This is a genomic window from Falsiroseomonas sp. E2-1-a4, from assembly GCF_051433165.1.
GTDB lineage: Bacteria > Pseudomonadota > Alphaproteobacteria > Acetobacterales > Acetobacteraceae > Falsiroseomonas.
Window position 1 is genome coordinate 161,178 of sequence record NZ_JBHMFS010000007.1, and the last position, 20,881, is coordinate 182,058.

The window sequence follows — 20,881 nt, forward strand, 5'->3', positions numbered from 1 at the left end:
CCCGGCGGGGCTTACTGCCGGCCTTGCCCGCCAGACCGGAGGATTCCGATGCGTCGCCGTCACCTGCTGTCCCTGCTGCCCGGCGCCCTGGCCGTTCCCCGTGTCGCGGCCGCGCAGGCCAGCTATCCGGCCCGCCCGGTGCGCGTAATCGTGCCCTTCCCGCCCGGCGGCACCACTGATTTCATCGCCCGCCTGGTCAGCGCCCGGCTTACCACCGTCTTCGGCCAGACCTTCGTGGTGGAAAACCGCGCCGGCGCCGGTGGCACGGTGGGTTCCGACGTGGTGGCGAAAAGCCAGCCGGATGGGCAGACGCTGATCGTCTCCAACATCGCCAGCTTCGGCGTGGCACCCGCGGTCTATCGCACCCTGCCCTACAATTCGGTGACCGATTTCACACATGTGGCGCTGATGGCGGAAATCCCCTCCGTCCTCGCCGTCAATGTCAGCAGCCCGATCCGCAACTTGGCGGAATTCATCGAGGCGGCGAAGGCGCGGCCGGGGTTGAATGTCGGATCGCCCGGCAATGGCACCTCCTCCCACACCAAGCAGGCGATCCTGCAGCGCTCCGCGGGTATCGAGACGACCCATGTGCCCTATCGCGGCAGCGGACCGATGATGAACGACGTGGCCGGCGGTTCGCTGGAAGCCATGATCACCACGCTGGTGGAAGCCGGGCGCAATGAGCGTTTCCGCCTGCTGGCGGTCACCGCCGATGCGCGGGTGCCGGGCTGGCCGGATCTGCCCACCTTCAAGGAGCTGGGCCATCCAGACCTGGTGGCGTCCACCTGGTTCGGCCTCTCGGCCGCCGCCGGCACGCCGCCCGCCATCGTCAACCGGCTAAATGCCGAGGTTCTGGCCGCGCTGGCGACGCCGGAGATTAGCGCCAAGCTGGTGGAAACCGGCGCAACGCCGCGGCGGATGACGGCGCCGGAATACGCAGCCTTCGTCGAAGCCGAGGTGCGGCGCTGGGCCGGGGTGGTGCAGGCGGCGGGGATCCGCATCGACTGAGGATCCCCGCGATCCCATCCGCTACAGGATGAAGTCGCTCTCCTGCAGCGCGTGCTGGCCGGCGAGGCGGATCACCATCTCCGCCCCGCCGCCATTGCCGTCATCGAGGAACACGCCGGTGCCGTTCGCCCCTTGCAGGACGCGCACCGAGGCCTGGCCGCCCCCGGCGAAGGCACCGCTGCCGACGAAGACGAAGTCTTCCGCAAAGCCTTCCAGGCTGATCCGGTCGCCCTCGGCCGAGGAGAAGTCGAGGATGCGGCTGGCGGCCTCGCGCGGGCTGTCGGAGAAGGCGCTGAACACGAAGAGGTCGGCCCCGGCGCCGCCCCACATCACATCGGCCCCCTCGCCGCCCAGCAGCGTGTCGTTGCCGTCCTGGCCGAACAGGCGGTCATTGCCCGCACCGCCGATCAGCAGGTCGTCGCCCGTGCCGCCCACCAGGCTGTCATCGCCGAGTTCGCCTGCGAGTGTGTCGTCGCCCGTGCCGCCATTCAGGATGTCGCCGCCGGCGCCGCCCATCAGCCGGTCGTCGCCACCGCGGCCGAGCAGGCGGTCCGCGCCATTGCCGCCCGACAATTCATCGCCACCAGCACGGCCGACCAGACGGCCCCCGTCATCATCAGCGGTCAGCGTGATGCCGCCGAGCGCGATCAGCGCCAGCAGCGGGTCATGGTCGCTGGAGTTGTCGGCGAATTCGACGTTGATGTGCACCGTGTCGAAGAACGAATCGCCGGCCAGGCCGGTATTGACCAGGATGTGGTCCAGCGCCTGGCTGTTGCCGTCGAAGATGAAGGAGTAGCGCTCCAGCGGCGGTAGCGACTCCATCAGGTTCACCAGCGGTGCGCCGCTGCCGGCGAGCAGCTGCATCGGCTCCTCGAATTCGAACTCGTTGAAGTCGCCGAGCACCACGAGATTGGTGTCCGGGTCCGCCGCCAGGGTCGCCTCCACGAAGCCGCGCACCGCCTCGGCCTGCGCCTGGCGCTCATCCTCCGAGCCGTTGACCGGCGGCTGGTTCGCGCCGAACAGCGGCTGGCTGCCGCCCTTGGAGGAGAAGTGGTTGTTCACCACCGTCACGGACTCCCCCTGGAAGGTGAAGTCGGCGATCAGCGGCAGGCGGGAGCCGGCGAAGGCCGCGTCATCGACCGTGTGCAGCGAACCCTCGACCAGCTCGACCCGTTCCGGATTGTACAGAAAGGCATTGCGGATGTTGCCGCCCGGCTGGCCGCCGCTGGTGCCGTTGCCGATGAAGGTGTTGTCCGCAAATTCATAGCGTGGGCCGCCGGCGGCGACGATGGCATCGACCAGGGTCTGCAAGGTCAACGCGGCGGAGACCAGGTCGCTGATCTCGCCGCCATCGCCATCCTGCACTTCCTGCAGCGCGATGATGTCCGGCGTCTTCAGGTTCTGCACGATGTCCTGCGCGATGCGCGCGAAGCGACCCTCGCCGACATCGTCATCGACGTTGTTGGAGCTGCCGCCGGAGACCAGCGCCTGGTTCTCGACCTTCGGGTCCAGGTTCAGCACGTTGTAGGTGGCGATGAGCAGATTGGCGCCCTCGGCGCGGAAGCTGGTGACCTCGGGCTCCAGCGTGCTCGGCGCCGTCACCGTGTAGGCCTCGGTCGGGATCAGCTCGAAATTGCCGAAATTGTAGCTGATGACCCCGGTGATGTTGCCGAGCTGCGCGCCGACATCGACCATCGGCACGCCGGAAGCGAAGACGCCGTTATCCTCGTCGATCTGGATGCGCTCCGGGTTGAAGTCGCCGCCCACCGTGTTGGTCACGCCAGGGCCGCCGGTGCCCGGCTCGATGTTCACAGTGCCGCGCTCACTCAGACCGGTGGCCGGGCCGACAGTGGCCCAGATCTCGCCGAAGCCGTTGGTGGCGCCGACCACGGTCGGCGTCTCCAGCGTCACGCGCATCGCCTCCAGGCTCTCGTAGAAGGCGAGGCCGTCCAACAGCGATTCGGTCGGCGGCAGCAGGCCGTTCGGGCCGAGCACCACCGCATCCGGCAGCGCATTGCCGGAGGAGGTGACGAGGCTCGCACCGGCGCCGGTCGCGGTGATCTGGGTGGTGGAGAGGTTGCCGGTGGCGGCGCCGCCGGGGGTGAATTCGCTGACAGTGCCCTGCACCGTCACCGCATCGCCCACCACCACGCCGGGGGCGCTTCTGGTGAAGACGAAGATGGCGTCGGAGGTGGCGGCGTTGCCGTCGCCGGTCGGGTCCTGCAGATAGTAGCCGTTGCTGTCCACCGCCGTGACGATGCCGCTGGTCCGCACCTGCTGGCCGGCGAGGTCGGAGACCAGGCCGCTGCCCTGGATGGTGTAGATGGCGGTCAGCACCAGCGCATCCTCCACACGCACATCCACGCCGATCGGGTCGAGATCATCGTAATCGGCATCGGCGGAGGTGGCGGTGATGGCGATGGACAGCGCCTCCGTACCCTCGGCCACGCCGTCCTCGATCGCCGTCACCTGCACCTGCCGGGGCTGGTCCCAATTGGCGGTGGTGAAGACCAGGCTGGAGGCGGAGAGCGAGAGATCCGCACCGGGGGCAGCCAGCATCACCGTCACATCGGCCGTGGGCTGGGTCCGCAGCGCCAAGGTGAAGAGGCCGGCGGCGCCGCCTTCCTGCAACGCCAGCTCGCCGGTGGAGACCACCAGGCCGGGCGTCGCCTCGCCACCGAAGCTCTGGCCCGCATTGGGACCACCGAAGCTGTTGGAACCCGGCGTGGCCACCCAGGTGAAGTCGCCATATTCCGCGCCGGTACCGGCGAGCTGCAGGGCGGAGCCCAGCGGCTCGTTGCCCGCCTGCGCGACGCCGATATCGGTGCTGACCATGCCGGCGGCCGGGCCATCTGCCGCGGCCATGGTGCCCTCATAGCTCAGGAACTGCACCACAGTGCCGTTCGGATCGACCAGCGCGATGCCATCCGGCGCACCGTTCTGGAGGCCATTGGCGGGGTAGGAAACCACCGCGGTGCCGAAGCCGCCGCCCTGGTCGGCCAACACGCCGCCCAATGAATTCAGCGCGGCGGGGCTGTTGTAGGCCGAGCCGTTCGAGCCGTTGTAGCGGACCAGGCTCCAGCCGGTCAGGTCGGTGCCGGCGGGGCCGGCTACCTCGATGCGCTCACCGGCATCGGCGCCGTCATTGTCGTAGTGGATTTCGTTGATGAAGATGCTGGTCATGGTACCGCCCCTCTTGCGCCGCGCGGGGTGGTAGCCGGCGGCCGGAGGCAACGTCTCGTTAAGATATCGAGGCACCGGGAAGACCGGGCGCTTCTCGCGGCAGGGTGATCGTCGTGGTCACTCGGGGCTTGACCGGCCGCGCCCGGCGCGGTTCCTGCCCATCATGGACAAGCCGGACCCCGCATCGCCCCCGGTGAAGACGCCCCCGGTGAAGACGCAAGCGCAGTTGGCGCGGGAAGCCAGGCTGGCGGCCGCGCTGCGGGAAAACCTGCGCCGCCGCAAGGCGCAGGCGCGTGCGCGGGCCGAGCCGCCGCCCGAGGCCGAACCCTCGGCGGAAGACTGACGGATTGGACGCCCGGGCGCGCATCGGGTAACCCCGCCCTCCCCCGTTTGCCCTCCTCCGTCGCCTAAGGCCGCTGCCCCATGTCCATCATGCCCGACACCTGGATCCGCCGCATGGCGCAGGACTCGGCGATGATCGAGCCCTTCGTCGAATCGCAGCGGCGGGAGGGCGTGATTTCCTACGGCCTGTCCAGCTACGGCTACGACGCCCGCCTGGCCGACGAGTTCAAGATTTTTACCAATGTCGACAATGCCCTGGTCGATCCGAAGGTGTTCTCGGACCAGAGCTTCGTCACCCGGCAGGGGGCGACCTGCATCATCCCGCCGAACAGTTTCGTGCTGTGCCACACCATCGAATACTTCCGCATTCCGCGGGATGTGCTGGTGATCTGCCTCGGCAAATCCACCTATGCGCGCTGCGGGCTGATCGTGAATGTCACGCCGCTGGAGCCCGAATGGGAAGGCCAGGTGACCATCGAGATCAGCAACACCACCCCCCTGCCCGCCCGCATCTACGCCAATGAGGGCATCTGCCAGTTCCTGTTCCTGCAAGGCAGCGCGCCGCCCGAGGTCAGCTACGCGGACCGCAAGGGCAAGTATATGAGGCAGCGGGGCGTCTCGCTGCCGAAACTCTGAAGCGCGCGGCACGGGAAGCGGGCCCCATTCGGGGCCTCGGGCGCCCTTCAGTCGCCCGCCTTGCTGCGACGATCCGACCAGGGAAGCACATCTGATGGACCGCATCCGTATCCGCGGCGGCAAGCCGCTTTCGGGCAACATCCCGATCGGCGGCGCGAAGAACGCCACCCTGCCGCTGATGGCCGCCGGCCTGCTCTCGGACGGGCCGCTGACACTGGAGAACGCGCCCGACCTAGCCGATATCGCCACCATGCGCGCCCTGCTGGTGCAGCACGGCATGAAGGTGGAGCACGACAAGCCGAAACGCCGCCTGGTGCTGTCCGGTGCCGCCGACAATCTGGAAGCGCCCTATGACCTGGTGCGGAAGATGCGCGCCTCCGTCCTGGTGCTGGGGCCGCTGGTCGCACGGTTCGGGGAGGCGCGCGTGTCGCTGCCCGGCGGCTGCGCCATCGGCACCAGGCCGGTCGATCTGCACATCAAGGGGCTGGAGCAGATGGGCGCCGTCTTCGACCTGGAAGGCGGCTACATGCATGCGAAGGCGCCCCAGGGTCTGCGCGGTGCCACCATCATCTTCCCGCAGGTCAGCGTCGGCGCGACGGAAAACCTGCTGATGGCGGCAACGCTGGCCGAAGGCACCACCGAACTGGTGAATGCGGCGCGGGAGCCGGAGATCGGCGACCTCGCCATGTGCCTGATGCGGATGGGTGCGCGGATCGAGGGCATCGGCACGGATCGGCTGGTGGTGGAAGGCGTCAAGCGCCTCGGCGCCGCGACGCACCCGATCATCCCGGACCGGATCGAGGCCGGCACTTACGCCTGCGCCGCCGCCATCACCGGCGGCACCGTGCTGCTGGAAGGCGCGCGGATGCTGGACCTCGGCGCCGTGGTGCGGACGATGCGCGAATGCGGGGTGGATGTGGCGGAGGAGACGGAGGGGCTGCGCATCACTCGCAAGAATGGGCTGCGCGGCGCCGATGTGATGACCGAGCCCTTCCCCGGCTTCGCCACCGACATGCAGGCGCAATTCATGGCGCTGATGTGCGTGGCGGAGGGTGCCAGCATGATCACGGAGACCATCTTCGAGAACCGCTTCATGCATGTGCCGGAACTGACCCGCATGGGCGCGCGCATCAAGTATCATGGCCAGTCGGCCATCGTGCGCGGCGTGCCGAAGCTGTCCGGCGCCCCGGTGATGGCGACCGACTTGCGCGCCAGCGTCAGCCTGGTGCTGGCCGGCCTGGCGGCGCAGGGCGAGACCATCGTCAACCGCGTCTATCACCTCGATCGCGGCTATGAGGCGCTGGAGCAGAAGCTGTCCGCGGTGGGCGCGGAGATCGAGCGGGTCTGACTACACTTCTGTCCGCAGGACGAAGCGCAGCTTCTCCGCCAGTTCCTGCCGGCGATAGGGCTTGGACAGCAGCACCACGCCCGGGTCGAGCCGGCCGTGATGCACCACCGCATTCTCGGTATAGCCGGAGGTGTACAGCACCCGCAGCCCCGGCCGCAGCAGCAGGGCGGAGACGGCGAGCTGCGGGCCGGACATGCCGCCTGGCATCACCACATCGGTGAACAGCACGTCGATCAGCGCATCGCCGCGCAGGATCTCCATCGCCTCCCGCCCGTCGCGCGCCGACAGCACGGTGTAGCCCAGCAGGGTCAACTCGCCCGCCACATGGGCGCGGACCATGTCGTCATCCTCCACCACCAGCACCGATTCCGTACCGCCGCCGATCCGGGGGGCGATGGGGCGCGGCGGAATGCGTGCGGCGCCGGGGCTCATGGCGCGCGGCAGATACAACTTCACCGTGGTGCCCTGGCCCGGCTCCGAATAGATCTTCACATGGCCCTGGGACTGCCTGACGAAGCCATAGACCATGCTGAGGCCGAGCCCGCTGCCGCGGCCGAATTCCTTGGTGGTGAAGAACGGCTCGAAGGCCTGGCTCAGCACCTCCGGCGTCATGCCCTGGCCGGTGTCGGTGACCGCGATCAACAGGTATTCGCCCGGTACAACCTCATCATTCCGCGCCGCATAGGCGGCATCCAACTCCGCCTCCGCCACCTCCACCGTCAGCAGGCCGCCATGCGGCATGGCATCGCGCGCATTCAGCATGAGGTTGAGCAGCGCGGCCTCGAGCTGGGAGGGGTCCACCAGCGCGGGCGGCAGGCCGGCCGGCAGTTCAAAGCGGCATTCCACATGTGCCCCCAGCGTGCGGCGCAGCAGCCGCTCGATCCGTCTGATCTCGGTGGACAGATCCGCGGCGCGCGGCTCCAGCGGCTGGCGGCGGGCGAAGGCGAGCAGGCTGCGGGTCAGCTCACCGCCGCGCTCGGCCGCCATGCGGGTGGTCTCGGCCAGTTGCAGCAGATCCGGATCATGCTCCAGCCGTTCGGCAAGCAGTTCGGCACTGCCCAGGATCACGGTCAGCAGATTGTTGAAATCATGCGCCATTCCGCCGGTCAGCTGGCCCACCGCCTCCATCCGCTGGGCGCGCAGCAGCTTGCGGTTCAGCGCGGTGATCGCCTCCCGCTGTTGCTGCAGGGATTCCGCGCTGCGGTTCAGCACCGCCATCAGCCCGCCCAACTCGCCCTTCGGGTGGGGCGCGGGGATGCGGGCGGAGAGATCACCCTCGCCCAGGCGGGCCGCCATGGTGGCGATGCGCGCGACCTGGCGGCGGATCGTCACCTCACCGATCACCCAGACCGCGGTGCCGAGCAGCAGGGACAGGAAGGCGAGGATGGCCAGATCCTCGCGCAGCCGCCGGTTCGCCGGCGCCAACAGGTCCTGCTGATTCTGCCCCACCAGGACCCGCAGCCCGGACTCGGTCAGAAGCGGCGCCGTGCCGCTGGCCCAGATGAGGGTGGCACCATCTTCCGCCCGCAACGCCGCCGTCTCACCCGCGCCGGCAGATAGTGCGAAGCGGCCGAGGGGTGCGTCCAGGATCGACTGGCCGATGCGCGAAGCACGCGCCGGGTTCGGTTGCCAGACCAGCACCGTGCCCTGCTGGTCCAGCAGCAGGATTTCCATGCCGGGCCCGACCAGCCGCAGATCCTCCCCGACCAGCCGCTCCAGGTCGAGTCCGGCCAGGATGACCGATTCGAGGTCGCCCGCCAGGTTGCGGACCGGGCGGACGATTTGTAGCACCGCGCTACCGCTCATGCGTCCGAAGGCGGCGTCCAGCACCAGCCCGTCTTCCGTTGTCTGCGCTCGCTGGAAGTAGCTTCGGTCCGCCAGGCTGAGCTCACGCCCCGACTGCAACGAATCGCAGAACAGCCGGCCTTCGCGGTCGGTGGTCAGGATGCCGGTATATTGCGGATATTGCTCGCGGACCCGCGTCAGGAAGGCCGAGCAGCCTTCGCGGCTTTCGGTCTGCAGGTCCCGCGCCCGGGCCAGCCCGTACAGGAGTTGCCCGGTGGCCAGGATGCGGGCCTCCAGGTCACGCGCCACATCGGAGGAGGCCTCGACAATGCGTGCGGTCGCGGAATCGATCTGAACCCCGCGCTCATGAAACGAACGCAGGCCGAGCAGAAGTCCGGGCAGGATCATCGACATGGCAACCAGCCACAGCAATCGAGCGCGGATGCTCATGCCAAGGCCACCCCCTTTCCGGCGTCCAAGGCCGGGCCGGTCGACCCGGCCCGGGGTCGGCCTGCGCCGCCCTTGCCTGGCGCCATTCTGGCGCCGCGACCATCTGTGACCGCCTGCTGGCGCCAAAATGGGCCAGGCGGCGCATCTACAGCCAGATTGATGCTGACATGGCCGGGAAGTCGCCGCAACCGCGCCGCGGTTCCGGCGTGGTCGTTCACCGGAACATTCCGCCTCCATCCACGTCGACCACCGTGCCGTTGATATAGGCGGCACGGGGGGAGGCCAGGAACACCGAGAGGTCGGCGATCTCCGCCGCCTCGATCGGGCGGCCATAGGGCAGGCCGGTCAGCGTTTCCGCCCAGCGCTCCGGATCGCCGAACTGGAGCTGGGCGTTCACGCGCGCCTGCGTTTCCATCCGGTCCGTCCGCGTCGCCGCCGGGTTGATGCCCAGCACCCGCACGCCGCTGGCCTGCGCCGAACCACCGAGTGCGGAGGTGAAGGCCACCAGCGCCGCATTGCCGGCACCACCGCAAATATAAGCCATGCGTGGCGCCCGCCCGGCCATGCCGATGATGTTGAGGATGACGCCCGCGCGTTTCGCCTCCATTCCGGCATAGTAGAGCTGGCACATGTGGATGTAGCCGAGCACCTTGAGGTCCCAGGCCTGCTGCCAGCGGGCGAAGGGAATGTCCTGCAACCGTCCTGCGGGGATCGCGCCGGCGTTGTTCACCAGGATGTCCACCTCCGGGAAGGCAGCGTGCAGGCGTTCCCGCTCGATCGGCTGGGACAGGTCGGCCGCCAGCGTCTCGACCCGCACCTGCGCCGCGCCGCGCACCGCATCGGCCGCAGCGTCCAGCGTCGCGGCATCGCGCCCGACCAGCACCAGGTCGCAGCCCGCTGCCGCGAAGGCCTGGGCGCAAGCCAGGCCGATGCCCTTCGAGCCGCCGGTGATCAGCACCCGGCGGCCAGCGAGGTTCATGTCCACCGGCGTCAGACCTCCATCTCGATGACGAAGGGGCGGTCGCTGGCAAAACTCTGGCGCATCAGGTCGGCGACGCCCTCCAGCGTGTTGGTGCGCGCGGCTTCCACGCCCATGCCGTTGGCCAGCTTCACCCAATCGAGGTTCGGGTTGCCCAGGTCCAGCATGTCCATCGCCGTGCGGCCCGGATTGGCGCCGACGCCCTGATATTCGCCGAGCAGGATCTGGTACTTGCGGTTTGCGATGATGATGGTGGTGATGGGCAGCTTCTCCCGCGCCTGGGTCCACAGCCCCTGGAGCGTGTACATGCCCGAGCCATCGGCCTGCAGGTTGATGACCCGCCGGCCCGGCGCGCCGATCGCGGCGCCAGTGGCGAGTGGAATGCCGCAGCCGATGGCGCCGCCGGTGATGTGCAGCCAGTCATGCGCTGGCGCGGCGTGGGTGAATTTGTAGAAGCCGCGGCCGAAGGACACGGATTCATCGGCCACCACGCTGTTGTCCGGCATCAGCGCCGCCAGCGTCTGCGCCAGGCCTTCCGGGGTCGGCGTGCCGCGCACGGCTTCGGGCCGCGGACCCGGATTGGCGAAGGCGGCCTGCGGTGCGCCGAGTTCATCGGCCAGCGCCGTCAGCGCCTGGATCGGGTCCGCCTCGTACCGCGTCAGCAGCAGGATGTCGGCGTCTTCCCGGTGATGGCGGGACGGCTTGTTCGGATAGGCGAAGAAGCCCACCGGCGCCTTGCTGTTGACCAGGATGATGGTGGTGTAGGGCTTCAGTGCCTCGATCGCGAGATCGACCGGATAGGGCACGCGCTCCAGCTGCATGCGGCCCTGGCCGCGCTCGACCCGGCTGTTGGACATCTCGGCCAGCACATGCGCGCCCGTTGCCTGGGCGATGCGCCAGGCCAGCGCCTGCGCCTGCTGCGTCAGCGCCAGGCCGCCGAGCAGGATCAGCACATCCTTGCGGCCGCGCAGCGCGCTGGCAGCGTTGCGGATGGCCAGCGGGTCCGCCTGCGGCGCGGCGGGCACCGGCAGCGCGGCGGCCGGGCCGTTCGGCGCCTCGTCCCAGCAGACATCCGATGGCAGGATCAGGCTGGCAATCTGGCCGGGCGAGGTGCGGGCGGCCTGTACGGCTACCGCCGCATCGCGCGCCACATCCGTCGCCTTCTCCACCGTGCGGACCCAGCCGGAGACACCGCGCGCGAAACCCTCCGTGTCGGCGGTGAGCTGTGCGTCCAGCGGGCGGTGATAGGTCGCCTGGTCGCCGACGCAGTTCACCATGCCGGACCTTGCGCGGCGGGCGTTGTGCAGGTTGGCCAGGCCATTCGCCAGGCCCGGGCCGCAATGCAGCAGCGTCGCCGCCGGCTTGCCGGCCATGCGGAAATAGCCATCGGCCATGCCGGTGACGACATTCTCCTGCAGACCAAGGACGCAGCGCATGCCCGGGATGCGGTCCAGCGCGGCGACGAAATGCATCTCGCTCGTGCCGGGATTGGCGAAACACGTATCCACCCCAGCGCCCAGCAGGGTGTGCACCAGACTTTCGGCTCCGTTCACCGCAATCCTCCCCAATGACAGGGGCGCAAGGTGCGCGGGCCGGGGCGCAGCCGCAAGGGTGGGGAAAGATTGCCCTTTCTTCATTATGTGGCTTAGGCATGGACGGTGGGTTACGCAAAGCAGCGAGATTGGCGATGATAACGATCGCGTCAGAAGGGGGGCTTCGGCGCGTATGGGGGAGGGTTCCGGGCATGCCGCGCCTGGCCATTGCATTCTTCTGCTCGGGCTTCGCAGCCCTGCTGTGCCAGATCGTCTGGCAGCGCATGCTCGGCATCTTCGCCGGTTCCGACACCATCTCCGCCGCCCTGGTGGTGGGCGCCTTCCTGGCGGGGCTGGGGCTGGGCTCCATCATCGGGGCGAAGCTGGCGGACCGGCTTTCGCCCTATCACGCGCTGCTGGGCTTCGCCCTGGCGGAGGCCGGGGTGGCGGTGTTCGCGCTGGTCTCCAAGCTGTTCCTGTATGACTTCCTGGCCACGGACCTTGCCGGCGTGGTGGACAGCCCGGTGGCGATCTTCGCGCTGTGCTTCGCCGGCCTGGTGCTGCCGACCACCCTGATGGGCGCGTCCCTGCCGCTGCTGGCGCGCGCAGTGGCGACCAGCCTGGACACGGTGGCGGAGCGAATCGGCAGCCTCTACGGGCTGAATACGCTGGGCGCGGGCCTCGGCGCGCTGCTCGGCGGCTGGGTGCTGGTGGGGCACCTGGGTTTCGTCGGCGCGCTGGCGCTGGCGGCGGGGCTGGATGTGCTGGCGGCGGGGCTGGCGCTGACCCTGCTGCCGGGCCTGTCCCGCCTCGCGCCGCCGCCACCGGCGCGCGTTGTCACCACGGCGGAGGCCGAGCCCTTCGGCAGCCTGCGGATGTGGTGCCTGCTGGTGTTCCTCTCGGGCTACATCATCGTGGCGATGGAGATCGTCTGGGTGCGGCTGATGGGGCAGATCGGGCAGTACCACGCCTATCTGTTCCCGACCGTGCTCGGCATCTTCCTGCTGGCCGATGGCGCGGGCATCGCGGTGGCGTCGCGCATGGTGCGGCGGATGCGCGACCCGCGACCGGCCTTCTTCATGACCCAGGCGGGCGGCTTCGCTCTGGGCGCGGCGCTGATCCTGCTGCTGATCTGGGCGCTGCCCTACTGGCCGATCAACCAATACGTCTCCGCCGACATGCAGCGGCTGCGCGATGGCGGGCTGGTGACGACGGTCCTGCTGACCTTGTTCGTGGTCGGCCCGCCGAGCTTCCTGATCGGCATGACCTTCCCCTTCGTGCAGCGCGCCGTCCAGCAGGATCTGGCGAGCGTCGGCGCACGGGTCGGCTGGGTGCAGCTGTCGAACATCCTGGGCAATGCGGCGGGGTCGATCCTGACCGGGCTGGTGACCTTTCACTTCATCGGCACCGCCGGCACGCTGCTGTTGCTGGCGGCGCTGTCCCTGCTGCTGATGCTCGGCTGGCTTTGGCGCGCCGGGCGCGGGCGGAAACCGGAGATGGCGCTGGCGGCGGCCTGTGCCGTGGCGCTGGTGGCGCTGCCGAGCAATGCCACGCTGTGGTCCCGCCTGCATGCCGAACAGCCGGGCCAGACGGTCGCCTGGTCCGAGGACCGGTCCGGCATCGCCTTCTTCCGCGACGAAAACCGGCCCGGTGAGGGTCCGCACGGCCCCTTCTTCATCCAGGGCTTCAGCCAGGGGCGCATCCCCTTCCTGCCGATCCATCAGTTCCTTGGCGCGGTCGGGCCGCTGCTGCACCCGGACCCGAAGGCGGTGCTGTGCATCGGCATCGGCTCCGGCGGCACGCCCTGGGCGGCCGGCGTGTCGCCCCTCACGCAATCTGTGCGAGCGATCGAGCTGGTGGGGCCGGTGCTGACCGCGCATGCGGAGATCGCGGCGCGCTACCCCAGCAGCCCGATCGCGGAAATGGTCGAGAACCCGCGCTGGGCGCTGGAGTATGGCGATGGCCGCCGTGCCTTGGCGCGGGGCGATGAGCTGTATGACGTGATCCAGGCGGATGCGATTCTGCCCGAGGGCTCGCATTCCGGCCTGTTGTACTCTGCCGAATTCCTGGAGCAGGTTCGCGCCCGGCTGGCGCCTGGCGGCATCTATGTGCAGTGGGGGCCGAGCCGCCGCGTGGTGGCGACCTTCGCCGCAGTCTTCCCGCACACGCTGTTGCTGATGCCCGGCTCCGTGCTGATCGGCTCCAACAGCCCGATCCCCTACGACCCGGCCCGACTGGCGCAGCGTTTCGCGCAGCCGGAGGTGACGGCCCATCTGGCCCGCGGCAATCGCGATTTCGGTGACTATGCGGGAATGTTCGCCGCGCCGGCGCTGGCCTGGGCGCCGGGATCGCGCCGGCCGGAAGTATCGCTGACCGATGTCTTCCCGCGCGACGAATTCTACCTCAACAACGGCGTCCGCCACACCAATACGCTGCGCCGGCCGGAGGAACTGCTGGACCAGTAGAAGGTGGCCGGATGGCGGCAACGTCAGCCGCGGGGTAGGCTGGCGCAACAAGACTCCGGATGATGTCGATGAAGAAGGTTCTGCTGGTCGGCTTCATCTGCGGCGCGCTGGCCGTGCTGGTGTTCCATCAGGGCACGCAATACGTGCTGCATCACCAGTTCGCGCTGATCAAGCTGCTGCCCTTCGTGCCGGATGCCTTCCGCCCCGCCTCCGCCGGCTTCAGCCTGCGGCCGGTGCCGCCCTGGGGGGTGCCGCAGGTGCTGTCGATGGCCTTTTGGGGCGGGCTGTGGGGCATTGTGCTGGCGGCGCTGATCCGCTGGGGGCGGATGCCGGACCTGCTGACCGGCTTCGTGCTGGGCGCCGTGGTCTGCACCGTGGTGGGCTTCACCCTGGTGGCGCAGTATCGCGGCGTGCCGATGTGGGCCGGCGGCAACACCATCATCTGGGCACGGGCGGCGCTGCTCAACGGTGCCTTTGGCTGGGGCACGGCCTTCCTGATGCGGCCCTTTTCGCTGCGTGGTGGCTGAACGGCACGTCAGCCCGTCAGTCGCCCCAGCAGCGCCGTGAGGTCGGCCAGCCGCCGGCAGCCGGTCTTGCGGCGGATGGCGGCAAGCTGGTCCCGCGCCGTCGCCACCGAAATCTGCCGTGCCGCGGCATGCTGCGCCAGCGTCCGCCCTGCGCCGAGCGAGGCGGCCAACGCGCCCTCGGCGGGCGTCAGCCCGAAGGCCTGGCGCAGGAGCGGGGCACGGGGACGGCTGCGGGTGCGGTCATCCGTCACCAGCAGCATGACGCCGGCAAATCCATCCGGGACCCCGAAGGCCTCCAGCCGCCGCAACGGCACCGCCTGCACCAGATAGGGCGGCGCGCCGCTGGGCCGGGGCAGCGCCACGCTGGCGGCATCCGGCATCATCTTCACCTTGCCGGAGATCGCCGCGAGCGCAGCGCCCACGGCGCGGGCCAGCGCCTGCCGTGCCGCCGCATGCGGGGTGGCGAGGCCCCCCTCCGTGGCCAGAGCCAGCCCATCCTGCTGCGCGGCCATCGCCTCCACCGCCGGATTGGTGACGATGATGCGGCGCTGCAGGTCCAGCAGCAGCACCCCCTGGCGCAGCGCCGAAAAGCCCATCCGCATGGCGCGCGCCGCCTGCCAGCCATCGGCCGCCAGGCGGTGCTCCATCATCAGGGCGCGGCGCAGATGCGGGAAGATCGGCCCGAGCAGCGCCTCCTCCGCCGTGTCGAAGGGCGCCGCGCCGACGGAGCGATGAAAGGCGATGCGCCCCACCATGCCATCCGCCGTCTGCATGCTGGCCGAGAGGCAATGAAAGGCGCCGTCGCGCGGGGCCTTCCATTCGTTCCAGATGGCCGAGCGCCGATAGGCGGACAGCGGCACCACGCGGCCCATGTTCAGCACGCCTTCCCCCTGCTGGGCGGCCGCGGCGGCCCAGGGGTCGCGATGAATCCAGTGATCCTGGTAGCGCGCGGTCACATCCGGGGCCAGGCCGCCGCCCTCGCAGCGGCTTTCCCGCAGCACGCCATGCTCATACTGCATGAGGTGCACTGCATGGGTACTGGCCTGCAGACGTTTCGCCAGCGGGGCAATGGCATTGGCCAATCCATGCCCGTCCACCACGGCGGCGTAGATGTCCAGCGCTAAGGACTCTGGCGAGAATGTGGTGGTCGGTTCGCTCACGTAGCCGAGATTACCACCTTACTGCAGTCGTGTCAGCGGTAACGTCAAAAGGCTGGGGCGGGTGGGACCATCCGACAGGACGCAAGGGCTCGCTTGCGCAGCGGCGGGCGCGCCGCCACCTTGACCAGATGGCCGAATCCCTTCGCGTACAACCCGACCCGACGGACCCACGCCTCACACGGCGCGTGACCGGCCTCGACCACACCGGCCAGGCCATCGAGACCAGCGTGACGGTGGAACGACCGCTGACGCTGTATCTGAACGGGCAGGAGATCGTCACCATGATGACGATCCTGGACCGACCGGAGGACCTCGCAATTGGCTACCTGCTGAACCAGGGCATGCTGCGCCGGGCGGATCACGTCACTGGCGTGGAGTATGACGAGGACCTCCAGGTCGTGGTGGTCCGCACCGAGGCGAAGACGGATTTCGAGGCCAAGCTGCGCAAGAAGACGCTGACCTCCGGTTGTGCCCAGGGCACCGCCTTTGGCGATCTGATGGAGGATTTCGCCGGGGTGCGGCTGCCGGAAGCAGCGCGGCTGCACACCTCCTGGCTGTACCGCCTGCTGCACCGCATCAACACGCTGCCGAGCCTGTACCTGGAGGCCGGCGCCATCCATGGCTGCGCGCTGTGCCGGGAGGATCAGCCGATCGTCTACATGGAAGACGTCGGCCGCCACAATGCCGTGGACAAGATCGCCGGCTGGATGTTCCGGGAGAATGAAGCGCCCGAGGACAAGATCTTCTACACCACCGGTCGCCTGACCTCGGAGATGGTGATCAAGACCGTCCGCATGGGCATCCCCATCCTGCTGTCCCGCTCCGGCTTCACCGCCTGGGGGGTGGAACTGGCGCGGGAGGCGAACCTGACCCTGATCGGCCGCTGCAAGGGCAAGCGCTTCGTGGCGCTGGCCGGTGAACAGCGCCTGGTGTTCGACGCGGACCTCACCCATGTGCCGGAGGAATCGGCAAAGCACTGGCGCAAGAACAGCGCCGAGGCGATGGGCTCCGCCGATGCGGAATGAAACACTCGCCGTGGTGCTGGCCGGTGGGCTGGCGCGGCGCATGGGCGGTGGCGACAAGCCGCTGCGGCTGCTCGCCGGGCGCCCGCTGCTGGACCATGTGCTGGAACGGCTGCTGCCACAGGTGGCGGCCACCATCCTGAACGCCAATGGCGACCCGGCGCGCTTTGCCGCCTGGGGCCTGCCCGTGGTCGCGGATGGCATGCCCGACCACCCCGGCCCGCTCGCCGGCATCCTGGCCGCGCTGGATTGGGCGGCGGAGGCACGGCTCGATTGCGCCTGGGTGGTCTCCGTCCCCGGCGATTCGCCGCTGATTCCGGACGATTTGGTGGCGCGGTTGCATGCCGTGCGCGAGGCGGCGGGGGTGCCACTGGCCTGTGCCCGCTCCGACGGCCAGACCCACCCGCCGATCGGCCTGTGGCCGGTGGCGTTGCGCCATGATCTGCGTGCAGCGCTGGCGGCAGGGGAACGCAAAATCGACCGCTGGACGGCGCGCCACGGCATCGCCCATGCCGATTGGCCCACCCAGCCGATCGACCCCTTCTTCAATGCAAATGCCCCGGAAGACCTGGCGGAGGCCGAGGCGCTGCTGGCGGCCCTTGCAACCGACCGTCGCTGATCCGATACAGAAGCGGTGCGTCACACAACGATGCGCCATACCGGGAAGCAAATCCGATGAAGTCCGTCCTGTTCGGCTCGCTCGCCGCCATCATCCTGGCCATCGGCGCCTATGTGGTGCTCGACCGCAACTTCCAGCAGACCGCCGAGCAGCGCCACACGACACAGGGCGTGCGGCTGTAGGCTGGTTCAGAATACGCCGCGGAAGGGCAGCACGGCGATCCGGTCGCCGGGGCTGACGGTGGTGACTTCCTCGGGCAATTCGGCCAGCGCGTCGGATTGCGTCAGCGAGGTCAGCAGCCCCGCCCCCTCGCGGGCGAATTTTTCGGCCCGCGGCAGGCCGCTACCGGGGATCAGGCGCACCCGCACATATTCCCGCCGCCCCTCCTTCTTGCGATAGGCGAAGGCGGCTTCCGCTGGGAAGCGCGGCAGGGGCTCGGGCAGCGCCCCGGCCAGACGCAGCACCAGCGGCCGGGCCAGATGCAGGAAGGTGACCACGGCCGCCACCGGGTTGCCGGGCAGTCCCACCACCGGCGTGCCGCCAATGACCCCCATGGCCGCCGGGCGGCCCGGCTTGATCGCGAGCCGCCAGAACACCAGCCGCCCGCCCTGGTCGATCGCCGCCTTCACATGGTCGGCCTCCCCGGTCGAGACGCCACCCGAGGTCAGCAGCAGGTCATGCGTCGCCGCGGCGCCGGCGAGGGCGGCGGCGGTGGCATCCGCCCGGTCGGGCAGGATACCGAGGTCCCGCGCCTCCACCGGCAGCCCGGCCAGCAGCGCAAGCAGGGTGAAGCGGTTCGAATCATAGGTCTGTGCGGCGGCCAGCGGCGTGCCCGGCTCCGCCAGTTCATCCCCGGTGGAGAAGACGCCGACCCGCACCCGCCGCCGCACGGACAGGCTGGTGAGGCCGAGCGCCGCGGCCAGGCCGATATCCTGCGGCAGCAGCCGGCGACCGGCCTCCAGCGCCACCGCGCCCTGCGCCACATCCTCCCCGGCCGGGCGGCAATTGGCGCCGCGCTTTAGCCCGGGCGCCAGCAGCACCGCGCCGTCTTCCTCCCGCGCATCCTCCTGCATCATCACCGTATCGGCGCCAGCCGGCATCGGCGCGCCGGTGAAGATGCGGATGGCGGTGCCGGGGGTGATGCCGCCGCTTTCCTGGCCGGCCTGCAAGCGGGCCACGACCGGAAGCCGCGTCTCGCCTGACGCGGCCAGGTCGGCATGGCGGAAGGCATAGCCATCGACGGCGGAATTGAAGAAGGGGGGCAGCGGCAGCGGCGCGCGCAGATCCCCGGCCAGCACCCGGCCCAGCGCGTGCAACAGCGCGGCCGGTTCCGCCCCCGGCAGTGGCGGCACCCGCTCCGCGATCAGCGCCTGCGCCGCGTCCACGGACATCAGCTTGCCGCCGAAGGCGAAGCAATCGTCGCTGAGTTGCGCCATGCCCGCCTCCCCTCACCCGCGCAGCGGAATGGCGCGCGCCAGCATCAGATCGGCGATGGCACCGATATCGTCCAGATGCAGATGTGGCAGCGTGCGGGAAGGTGGCGCGACATCGGCGGCGATGCCGATGATGGCGGGGTCGTCCGGGTGCAGCCAGGGCTTGGCGTTGGTGGCGCGGAACACCTCGATCTTCGGATGCGGGTCGCGCTTGAAGCCCTCGATGATCACCAGATCCACCGGATCGAAACGGGCCAGCAGCTCCGCCAGCGTGGCTTCCGGCGTGCCGCGCAGCTCCGTCATCAGCGCCCAGCGGCGGGCGGAGGAAACCAGCACCTGGCGCGCGCCCGCCTGCCGATGCGCGTGGCTGTCCTTGCCCGGACGGTCGACGTCGAACTCATGATGCGCGTGCTTGAGGGTGGAGACCGCCACGCCACGGGATGCGAGCTCCGGGATCAGGCGCGTCAGCAGCGTGGTCTTGCCGGAGCCGCTCCAGCCGGCCAGTCCGATCAGGCGCAAGGTCAGGGCATCCTGGAAATGAGAAGGGCCGGCCGTGGCTTCACCACGGCCGGCCCCGTCAGGGCAAGTGGGGCGTGTCTCAGTCCGCGCCGAGCGGGCGGGCGCCCGCGGGGCCGGCCACGGTGGTGCGCGCCTTCTCCAGCTCCTCCTCCACCCACAGGGAATGGTGTTCCTTCGCCCAGTTCAGGTCCACCTGGCCGGAGCCCATGGCATCGAAGGCGCCCTTCATGCCGATGGAGCCGATATAGATGTGGCCCAGCATCACGGCGATCATCAGGACGGACAGGATGCCGTGCACGGTGTGCGCCAACTGCTGGCCGGACATGTCGGTGACCGCGAAGGGGAAGATCAGCACATAGCCGGAGATGGCAACCACCGTGCCGCCCAGGACCGTGATCCAGAACACCAGTTTCTGGCCAGCATTGAAGCGCGCCGCATCCGGGTGCCCCTTGCCTATGAAGCCGCCGCCCGCCTTCAGCCAGACCAGATCCAGCCTGTTCGGGACGTTGTCCCTCACCCAGACCAGGAACATCAGGACGATGCCGAGGGTGAAGGGGAAGGCCAGGTAGTTGTGCGCGATCTTGCCCCACAGGCTGATCGCGGTGAACGCCTCCGGCCCGATGATCGGCAGCAGCAGGAAACGACCGAAGGTGAGGTTCAGGCCGGACAGGGCCAGCACGATGAAGCTGCTCGCCGTCATCCAATGCGCCACCCGCTCGAACAGGTTGAAGCGCTGAATGGTGCGGCCGGCGGGGCCGGCCTCCACGGTCATGCGGCCCTTGGCCAGGAAGAAGATCACCAGGATCGCCAGCATGCCGAGCACGGCGACACCGCCGACCCAGGTGAGCGTGCGGTTGTGGAAGTCGCGCCATTCCCGCCCCTCGGGCTGGATCAGCGTGGCGGCCTGGCGGTCCGGGATGGTGATGCGGCCGCCGATACGCTCACCGCGCAGCGCCGCCTGCAGCTCCATCTCCTCGGCCGAGAGTTGGCCGCGGTCGCTGAAGGGTGCGGGCGTCGGCGGGACGTTGGAGGGCTGGCGCGGCTGCGGATCGGTCACGGCCTCGGCCGCTGGCGACGGCGCCGTGCCGGTGGGCGTGTCGCCCTGCAGGGTGGTCTCGGGCACCTGCCCGCTGCCCTGGCCGCCGCTGGCGGGGCCGACTTCCGGCACAGGCGCCTGGATTTCGGGGGCGCCGGGGGGCGGGGCGCCGGGTTGGGTCTGCCCGAAGGCCGGGGCTGCCAGCAGCAGCGCCGCGACCAGGGCGGGGGCGAGGCGGATCATATCGCCACCGTCTCCTGATAGGCGGTGCGCCAGCCCCAGGCGCCGGCGCCGTAGCCGCGCTGCTGCACACGCTCGCGGTATATGGTCGCGATCATTTCGCCATCGCCGGCCAGCAGCGCCTTGGTGCTGCACATCTCGGCACAGAGCGGCAGCTTGCCCTCGGCGATGCGGTTGGAGCCGTACTGGGTATATTCGACGATGGTGTTGTCCTGCTGCGGCCCACCGGCGCAGTAGGTGCATTTGTCCATCTTGCCGCGGCCACCGAAATTGCCGACGCGCGGATACTGCGGCGCCCCGAACGGGCAGGCGTAGAAGCAGTAGCCGCAGCCGATGCACAGATCCTTGTCGTGCAGCACGATCGCATCCGCCGTCGTGTAGAAACAACTGACGGGACAGACCGCAGCGCAGGGCGCATCGGTGCAGTGCATGCAGGCCATAGAAATCGAACGCTCACCGGGCCGGCCATCATTGATGGTGACGACGCGGCGGCGGTTGATGCCCCAGGGCACCTCGTGCTCGTTCTTGCAGGCGGTGACGCAGGCGTTGCATTCGATGCAGCGGTCGCTGTCACAGAGGAACTTCATGCGCGCCATG

Annotated in this window: 18 protein-coding genes; 9 read left to right on the forward strand and 9 right to left on the reverse strand. The window is 69.4% G+C overall.

What is annotated here, in order from left to right; genetic code table 11:
- The first annotated feature begins 48 nt into the window (after positions 1 to 48).
- The gene (locus ACFHNC_RS10115) at positions 49 to 1,008 is read left to right on the forward strand and encodes a Bug family tripartite tricarboxylate transporter substrate binding protein (protein ID WP_437169083.1); all 960 of its coding nucleotides are present in this window, start codon (positions 49 to 51) and stop codon (positions 1,006 to 1,008) included.
- Between the two features lie 21 nt (positions 1,009 to 1,029).
- Here ACFHNC_RS10115 and ACFHNC_RS10120 read toward each other — a convergent pair whose 3' ends face one another.
- Positions 1,030 to 4,191 carry a M10 family metallopeptidase C-terminal domain-containing protein gene (locus ACFHNC_RS10120; RefSeq protein ID WP_437169084.1) on the reverse strand — a complete coding sequence of 1,054 codons (3,162 nt, stop codon included), beginning with the start codon at positions 4,189 to 4,191 and terminating at the stop codon, positions 1,030 to 1,032.
- Between the two features lie 163 nt (positions 4,192 to 4,354).
- Between ACFHNC_RS10120 and ACFHNC_RS10125 the strand changes: the two genes are divergently transcribed.
- The 3 genes from ACFHNC_RS10125 (at position 4,355) to murA (ending at position 6,517) form a co-directional block, all read left to right on the forward strand.
- Complete coding sequence (locus tag ACFHNC_RS10125) at positions 4,355 to 4,534, forward strand: hypothetical protein (protein WP_437169085.1); 180 nt, start codon at positions 4,355 to 4,357, stop codon at positions 4,532 to 4,534.
- An 80-nt stretch (positions 4,535 to 4,614) separates the two neighbouring features.
- Positions 4,615 to 5,169: a dCTP deaminase gene (gene dcd, locus ACFHNC_RS10130; protein ID WP_437169086.1), complete on the forward strand. Its 555-nt coding sequence runs from the start codon at positions 4,615 to 4,617 to the stop codon at positions 5,167 to 5,169.
- 94 nt (positions 5,170 to 5,263) lie between these two features.
- Positions 5,264 to 6,517 (forward strand): UDP-N-acetylglucosamine 1-carboxyvinyltransferase, encoded by a 1,254-nt coding sequence (murA, locus tag ACFHNC_RS10135; protein ID WP_437169087.1) that lies wholly within the window; start codon positions 5,264 to 5,266, stop codon positions 6,515 to 6,517.
- Here murA and ACFHNC_RS10140 read toward each other — a convergent pair whose 3' ends face one another.
- From ACFHNC_RS10140 to ACFHNC_RS10150, 3 genes are all read right to left on the reverse strand, one after another.
- Positions 6,518 to 8,752, reverse strand: a complete 2,235-nt coding sequence (locus ACFHNC_RS10140; RefSeq protein ID WP_437169088.1) for an ATP-binding protein — start codon at positions 8,750 to 8,752, stop codon at positions 6,518 to 6,520.
- A gap of 214 nt (positions 8,753 to 8,966) precedes the next feature.
- Positions 8,967 to 9,731, reverse strand: coding sequence for a short-chain dehydrogenase/reductase (locus tag ACFHNC_RS10145; RefSeq protein WP_437169089.1), 765 nt, complete (start codon positions 9,729 to 9,731; stop codon positions 8,967 to 8,969).
- Positions 9,732 to 9,742: 11 nt separating this feature from the next.
- Complete coding sequence (locus ACFHNC_RS10150; RefSeq protein WP_437169090.1) at positions 9,743 to 11,284, reverse strand: acetolactate synthase large subunit; 1,542 nt, start codon at positions 11,282 to 11,284, stop codon at positions 9,743 to 9,745.
- A gap of 191 nt (positions 11,285 to 11,475) precedes the next feature.
- Here ACFHNC_RS10150 and ACFHNC_RS10155 point away from each other — a divergent pair, with 191 nt between their 5' ends.
- Positions 11,476 to 13,728, forward strand: a complete 2,253-nt coding sequence (locus tag ACFHNC_RS10155) for a fused MFS/spermidine synthase (protein WP_437169091.1) — start codon at positions 11,476 to 11,478, stop codon at positions 13,726 to 13,728.
- 68 nt (positions 13,729 to 13,796) lie between these two features.
- Positions 13,797 to 14,255, forward strand: a complete 459-nt coding sequence (locus ACFHNC_RS10160; RefSeq protein ID WP_437169092.1) for a hypothetical protein — start codon at positions 13,797 to 13,799, stop codon at positions 14,253 to 14,255.
- Between the two features lie 8 nt (positions 14,256 to 14,263).
- Here ACFHNC_RS10160 and ACFHNC_RS10165 read toward each other — a convergent pair whose 3' ends face one another.
- Positions 14,264 to 15,415 (reverse strand): helix-turn-helix transcriptional regulator, encoded by a 1,152-nt coding sequence (locus ACFHNC_RS10165; protein WP_437169093.1) that lies wholly within the window; start codon positions 15,413 to 15,415, stop codon positions 14,264 to 14,266.
- A 128-nt stretch (positions 15,416 to 15,543) separates the two neighbouring features.
- On the opposite strand from ACFHNC_RS10165, the gene fdhD reads away from it, so the two are divergent.
- The 3 genes from fdhD to ACFHNC_RS10180 are packed head-to-tail and all read left to right on the forward strand — an operon-like array spanning position 15,544 to position 17,238.
- On the forward strand, positions 15,544 to 16,440 hold the full coding sequence (gene fdhD, locus ACFHNC_RS10170; RefSeq protein WP_437169094.1) for a formate dehydrogenase accessory sulfurtransferase FdhD: 897 nt from the start codon (positions 15,544 to 15,546) through the stop codon (positions 16,438 to 16,440).
- A complete protein-coding gene (mobA, locus tag ACFHNC_RS10175) occupies positions 16,430 to 17,056 on the forward strand; it encodes a molybdenum cofactor guanylyltransferase MobA (protein ID WP_437169095.1) in 627 nt (208 codons plus the stop codon). Before fdhD ends, mobA begins: the two co-directional genes overlap by 11 nt.
- Before the next feature lie 56 nt (positions 17,057 to 17,112).
- A complete protein-coding gene (locus tag ACFHNC_RS10180) occupies positions 17,113 to 17,238 on the forward strand; it encodes a hypothetical protein (protein ID WP_437169096.1) in 126 nt (41 codons plus the stop codon).
- A gap of 6 nt (positions 17,239 to 17,244) precedes the next feature.
- On the opposite strand, the gene ACFHNC_RS10185 is transcribed toward ACFHNC_RS10180, so the two are convergent.
- From ACFHNC_RS10185 to fdh3B, 4 genes are all read right to left on the reverse strand, one after another.
- Positions 17,245 to 18,492 (reverse strand): molybdopterin molybdotransferase MoeA, encoded by a 1,248-nt coding sequence (locus ACFHNC_RS10185; protein WP_437169097.1) that lies wholly within the window; start codon positions 18,490 to 18,492, stop codon positions 17,245 to 17,247.
- Between the two features lie 12 nt (positions 18,493 to 18,504).
- Positions 18,505 to 19,008: a molybdopterin-guanine dinucleotide biosynthesis protein B gene (gene mobB / locus ACFHNC_RS10190; RefSeq protein ID WP_437169098.1), complete on the reverse strand. Its 504-nt coding sequence runs from the start codon at positions 19,006 to 19,008 to the stop codon at positions 18,505 to 18,507.
- Between the two features lie 79 nt (positions 19,009 to 19,087).
- Entirely contained in the window at positions 19,088 to 20,287 is a 1,200-nt protein-coding gene (locus ACFHNC_RS10195; RefSeq protein WP_437169099.1) for a formate dehydrogenase subunit gamma, read from the reverse strand.
- Positions 20,284 to 20,880 (reverse strand): formate dehydrogenase FDH3 subunit beta, encoded by a 597-nt coding sequence (fdh3B, locus tag ACFHNC_RS10200; RefSeq protein ID WP_437169100.1) that lies wholly within the window; start codon positions 20,878 to 20,880, stop codon positions 20,284 to 20,286. Before fdh3B ends, ACFHNC_RS10195 begins: the two co-directional genes overlap by 4 nt.
- Position 20,881: the final 1 nt, after the last annotated feature.

Bases quoted from the DNA above. Each gene is read 5' to 3' on its own strand.
- mobA (WP_437169095.1), top strand. From the start codon at position 16,430: ATGCGGAATGAAACACTCGCCGTGGTGCTGGCCGGTGGGCTGGCGCGG.
- ACFHNC_RS10125 (WP_437169085.1), top strand. From the start codon at position 4,355: ATGGACAAGCCGGACCCCGCATCGCCCCCGGTGAAGACGCCCCCGGTG.
- ACFHNC_RS10160 (WP_437169092.1), top strand. From the start codon at position 13,797: ATGAAGAAGGTTCTGCTGGTCGGCTTCATCTGCGGCGCGCTGGCCGTG.
- dcd (WP_437169086.1), top strand. From the start codon at position 4,615: ATGTCCATCATGCCCGACACCTGGATCCGCCGCATGGCGCAGGACTCG.
- ACFHNC_RS10140 (WP_437169088.1), bottom strand. From the start codon at position 8,752: ATGAGCATCCGCGCTCGATTGCTGTGGCTGGTTGCCATGTCGATGATC.
- ACFHNC_RS10185 (WP_437169097.1), bottom strand. From the start codon at position 18,492: ATGGCGCAACTCAGCGACGATTGCTTCGCCTTCGGCGGCAAGCTGATG.
- ACFHNC_RS10180 (WP_437169096.1), top strand. From the start codon at position 17,113: ATGAAGTCCGTCCTGTTCGGCTCGCTCGCCGCCATCATCCTGGCCATC.
- murA (WP_437169087.1), top strand. From the start codon at position 5,264: ATGGACCGCATCCGTATCCGCGGCGGCAAGCCGCTTTCGGGCAACATC.
- ACFHNC_RS10195 (WP_437169099.1), bottom strand. From the start codon at position 20,287: ATGATCCGCCTCGCCCCCGCCCTGGTCGCGGCGCTGCTGCTGGCAGCC.
- ACFHNC_RS10145 (WP_437169089.1), bottom strand. From the start codon at position 9,731: ATGAACCTCGCTGGCCGCCGGGTGCTGATCACCGGCGGCTCGAAGGGC.
- ACFHNC_RS10120 (WP_437169084.1), bottom strand. From the start codon at position 4,191: ATGACCAGCATCTTCATCAACGAAATCCACTACGACAATGACGGCGCC.
- ACFHNC_RS10155 (WP_437169091.1), top strand. From the start codon at position 11,476: ATGCCGCGCCTGGCCATTGCATTCTTCTGCTCGGGCTTCGCAGCCCTG.
- fdh3B (WP_437169100.1), bottom strand. From the start codon at position 20,880: ATGGCGCGCATGAAGTTCCTCTGTGACAGCGACCGCTGCATCGAATGC.
- fdhD (WP_437169094.1), top strand. From the start codon at position 15,544: ATGGCCGAATCCCTTCGCGTACAACCCGACCCGACGGACCCACGCCTC.
- ACFHNC_RS10115 (WP_437169083.1), top strand. From the start codon at position 49: ATGCGTCGCCGTCACCTGCTGTCCCTGCTGCCCGGCGCCCTGGCCGTT.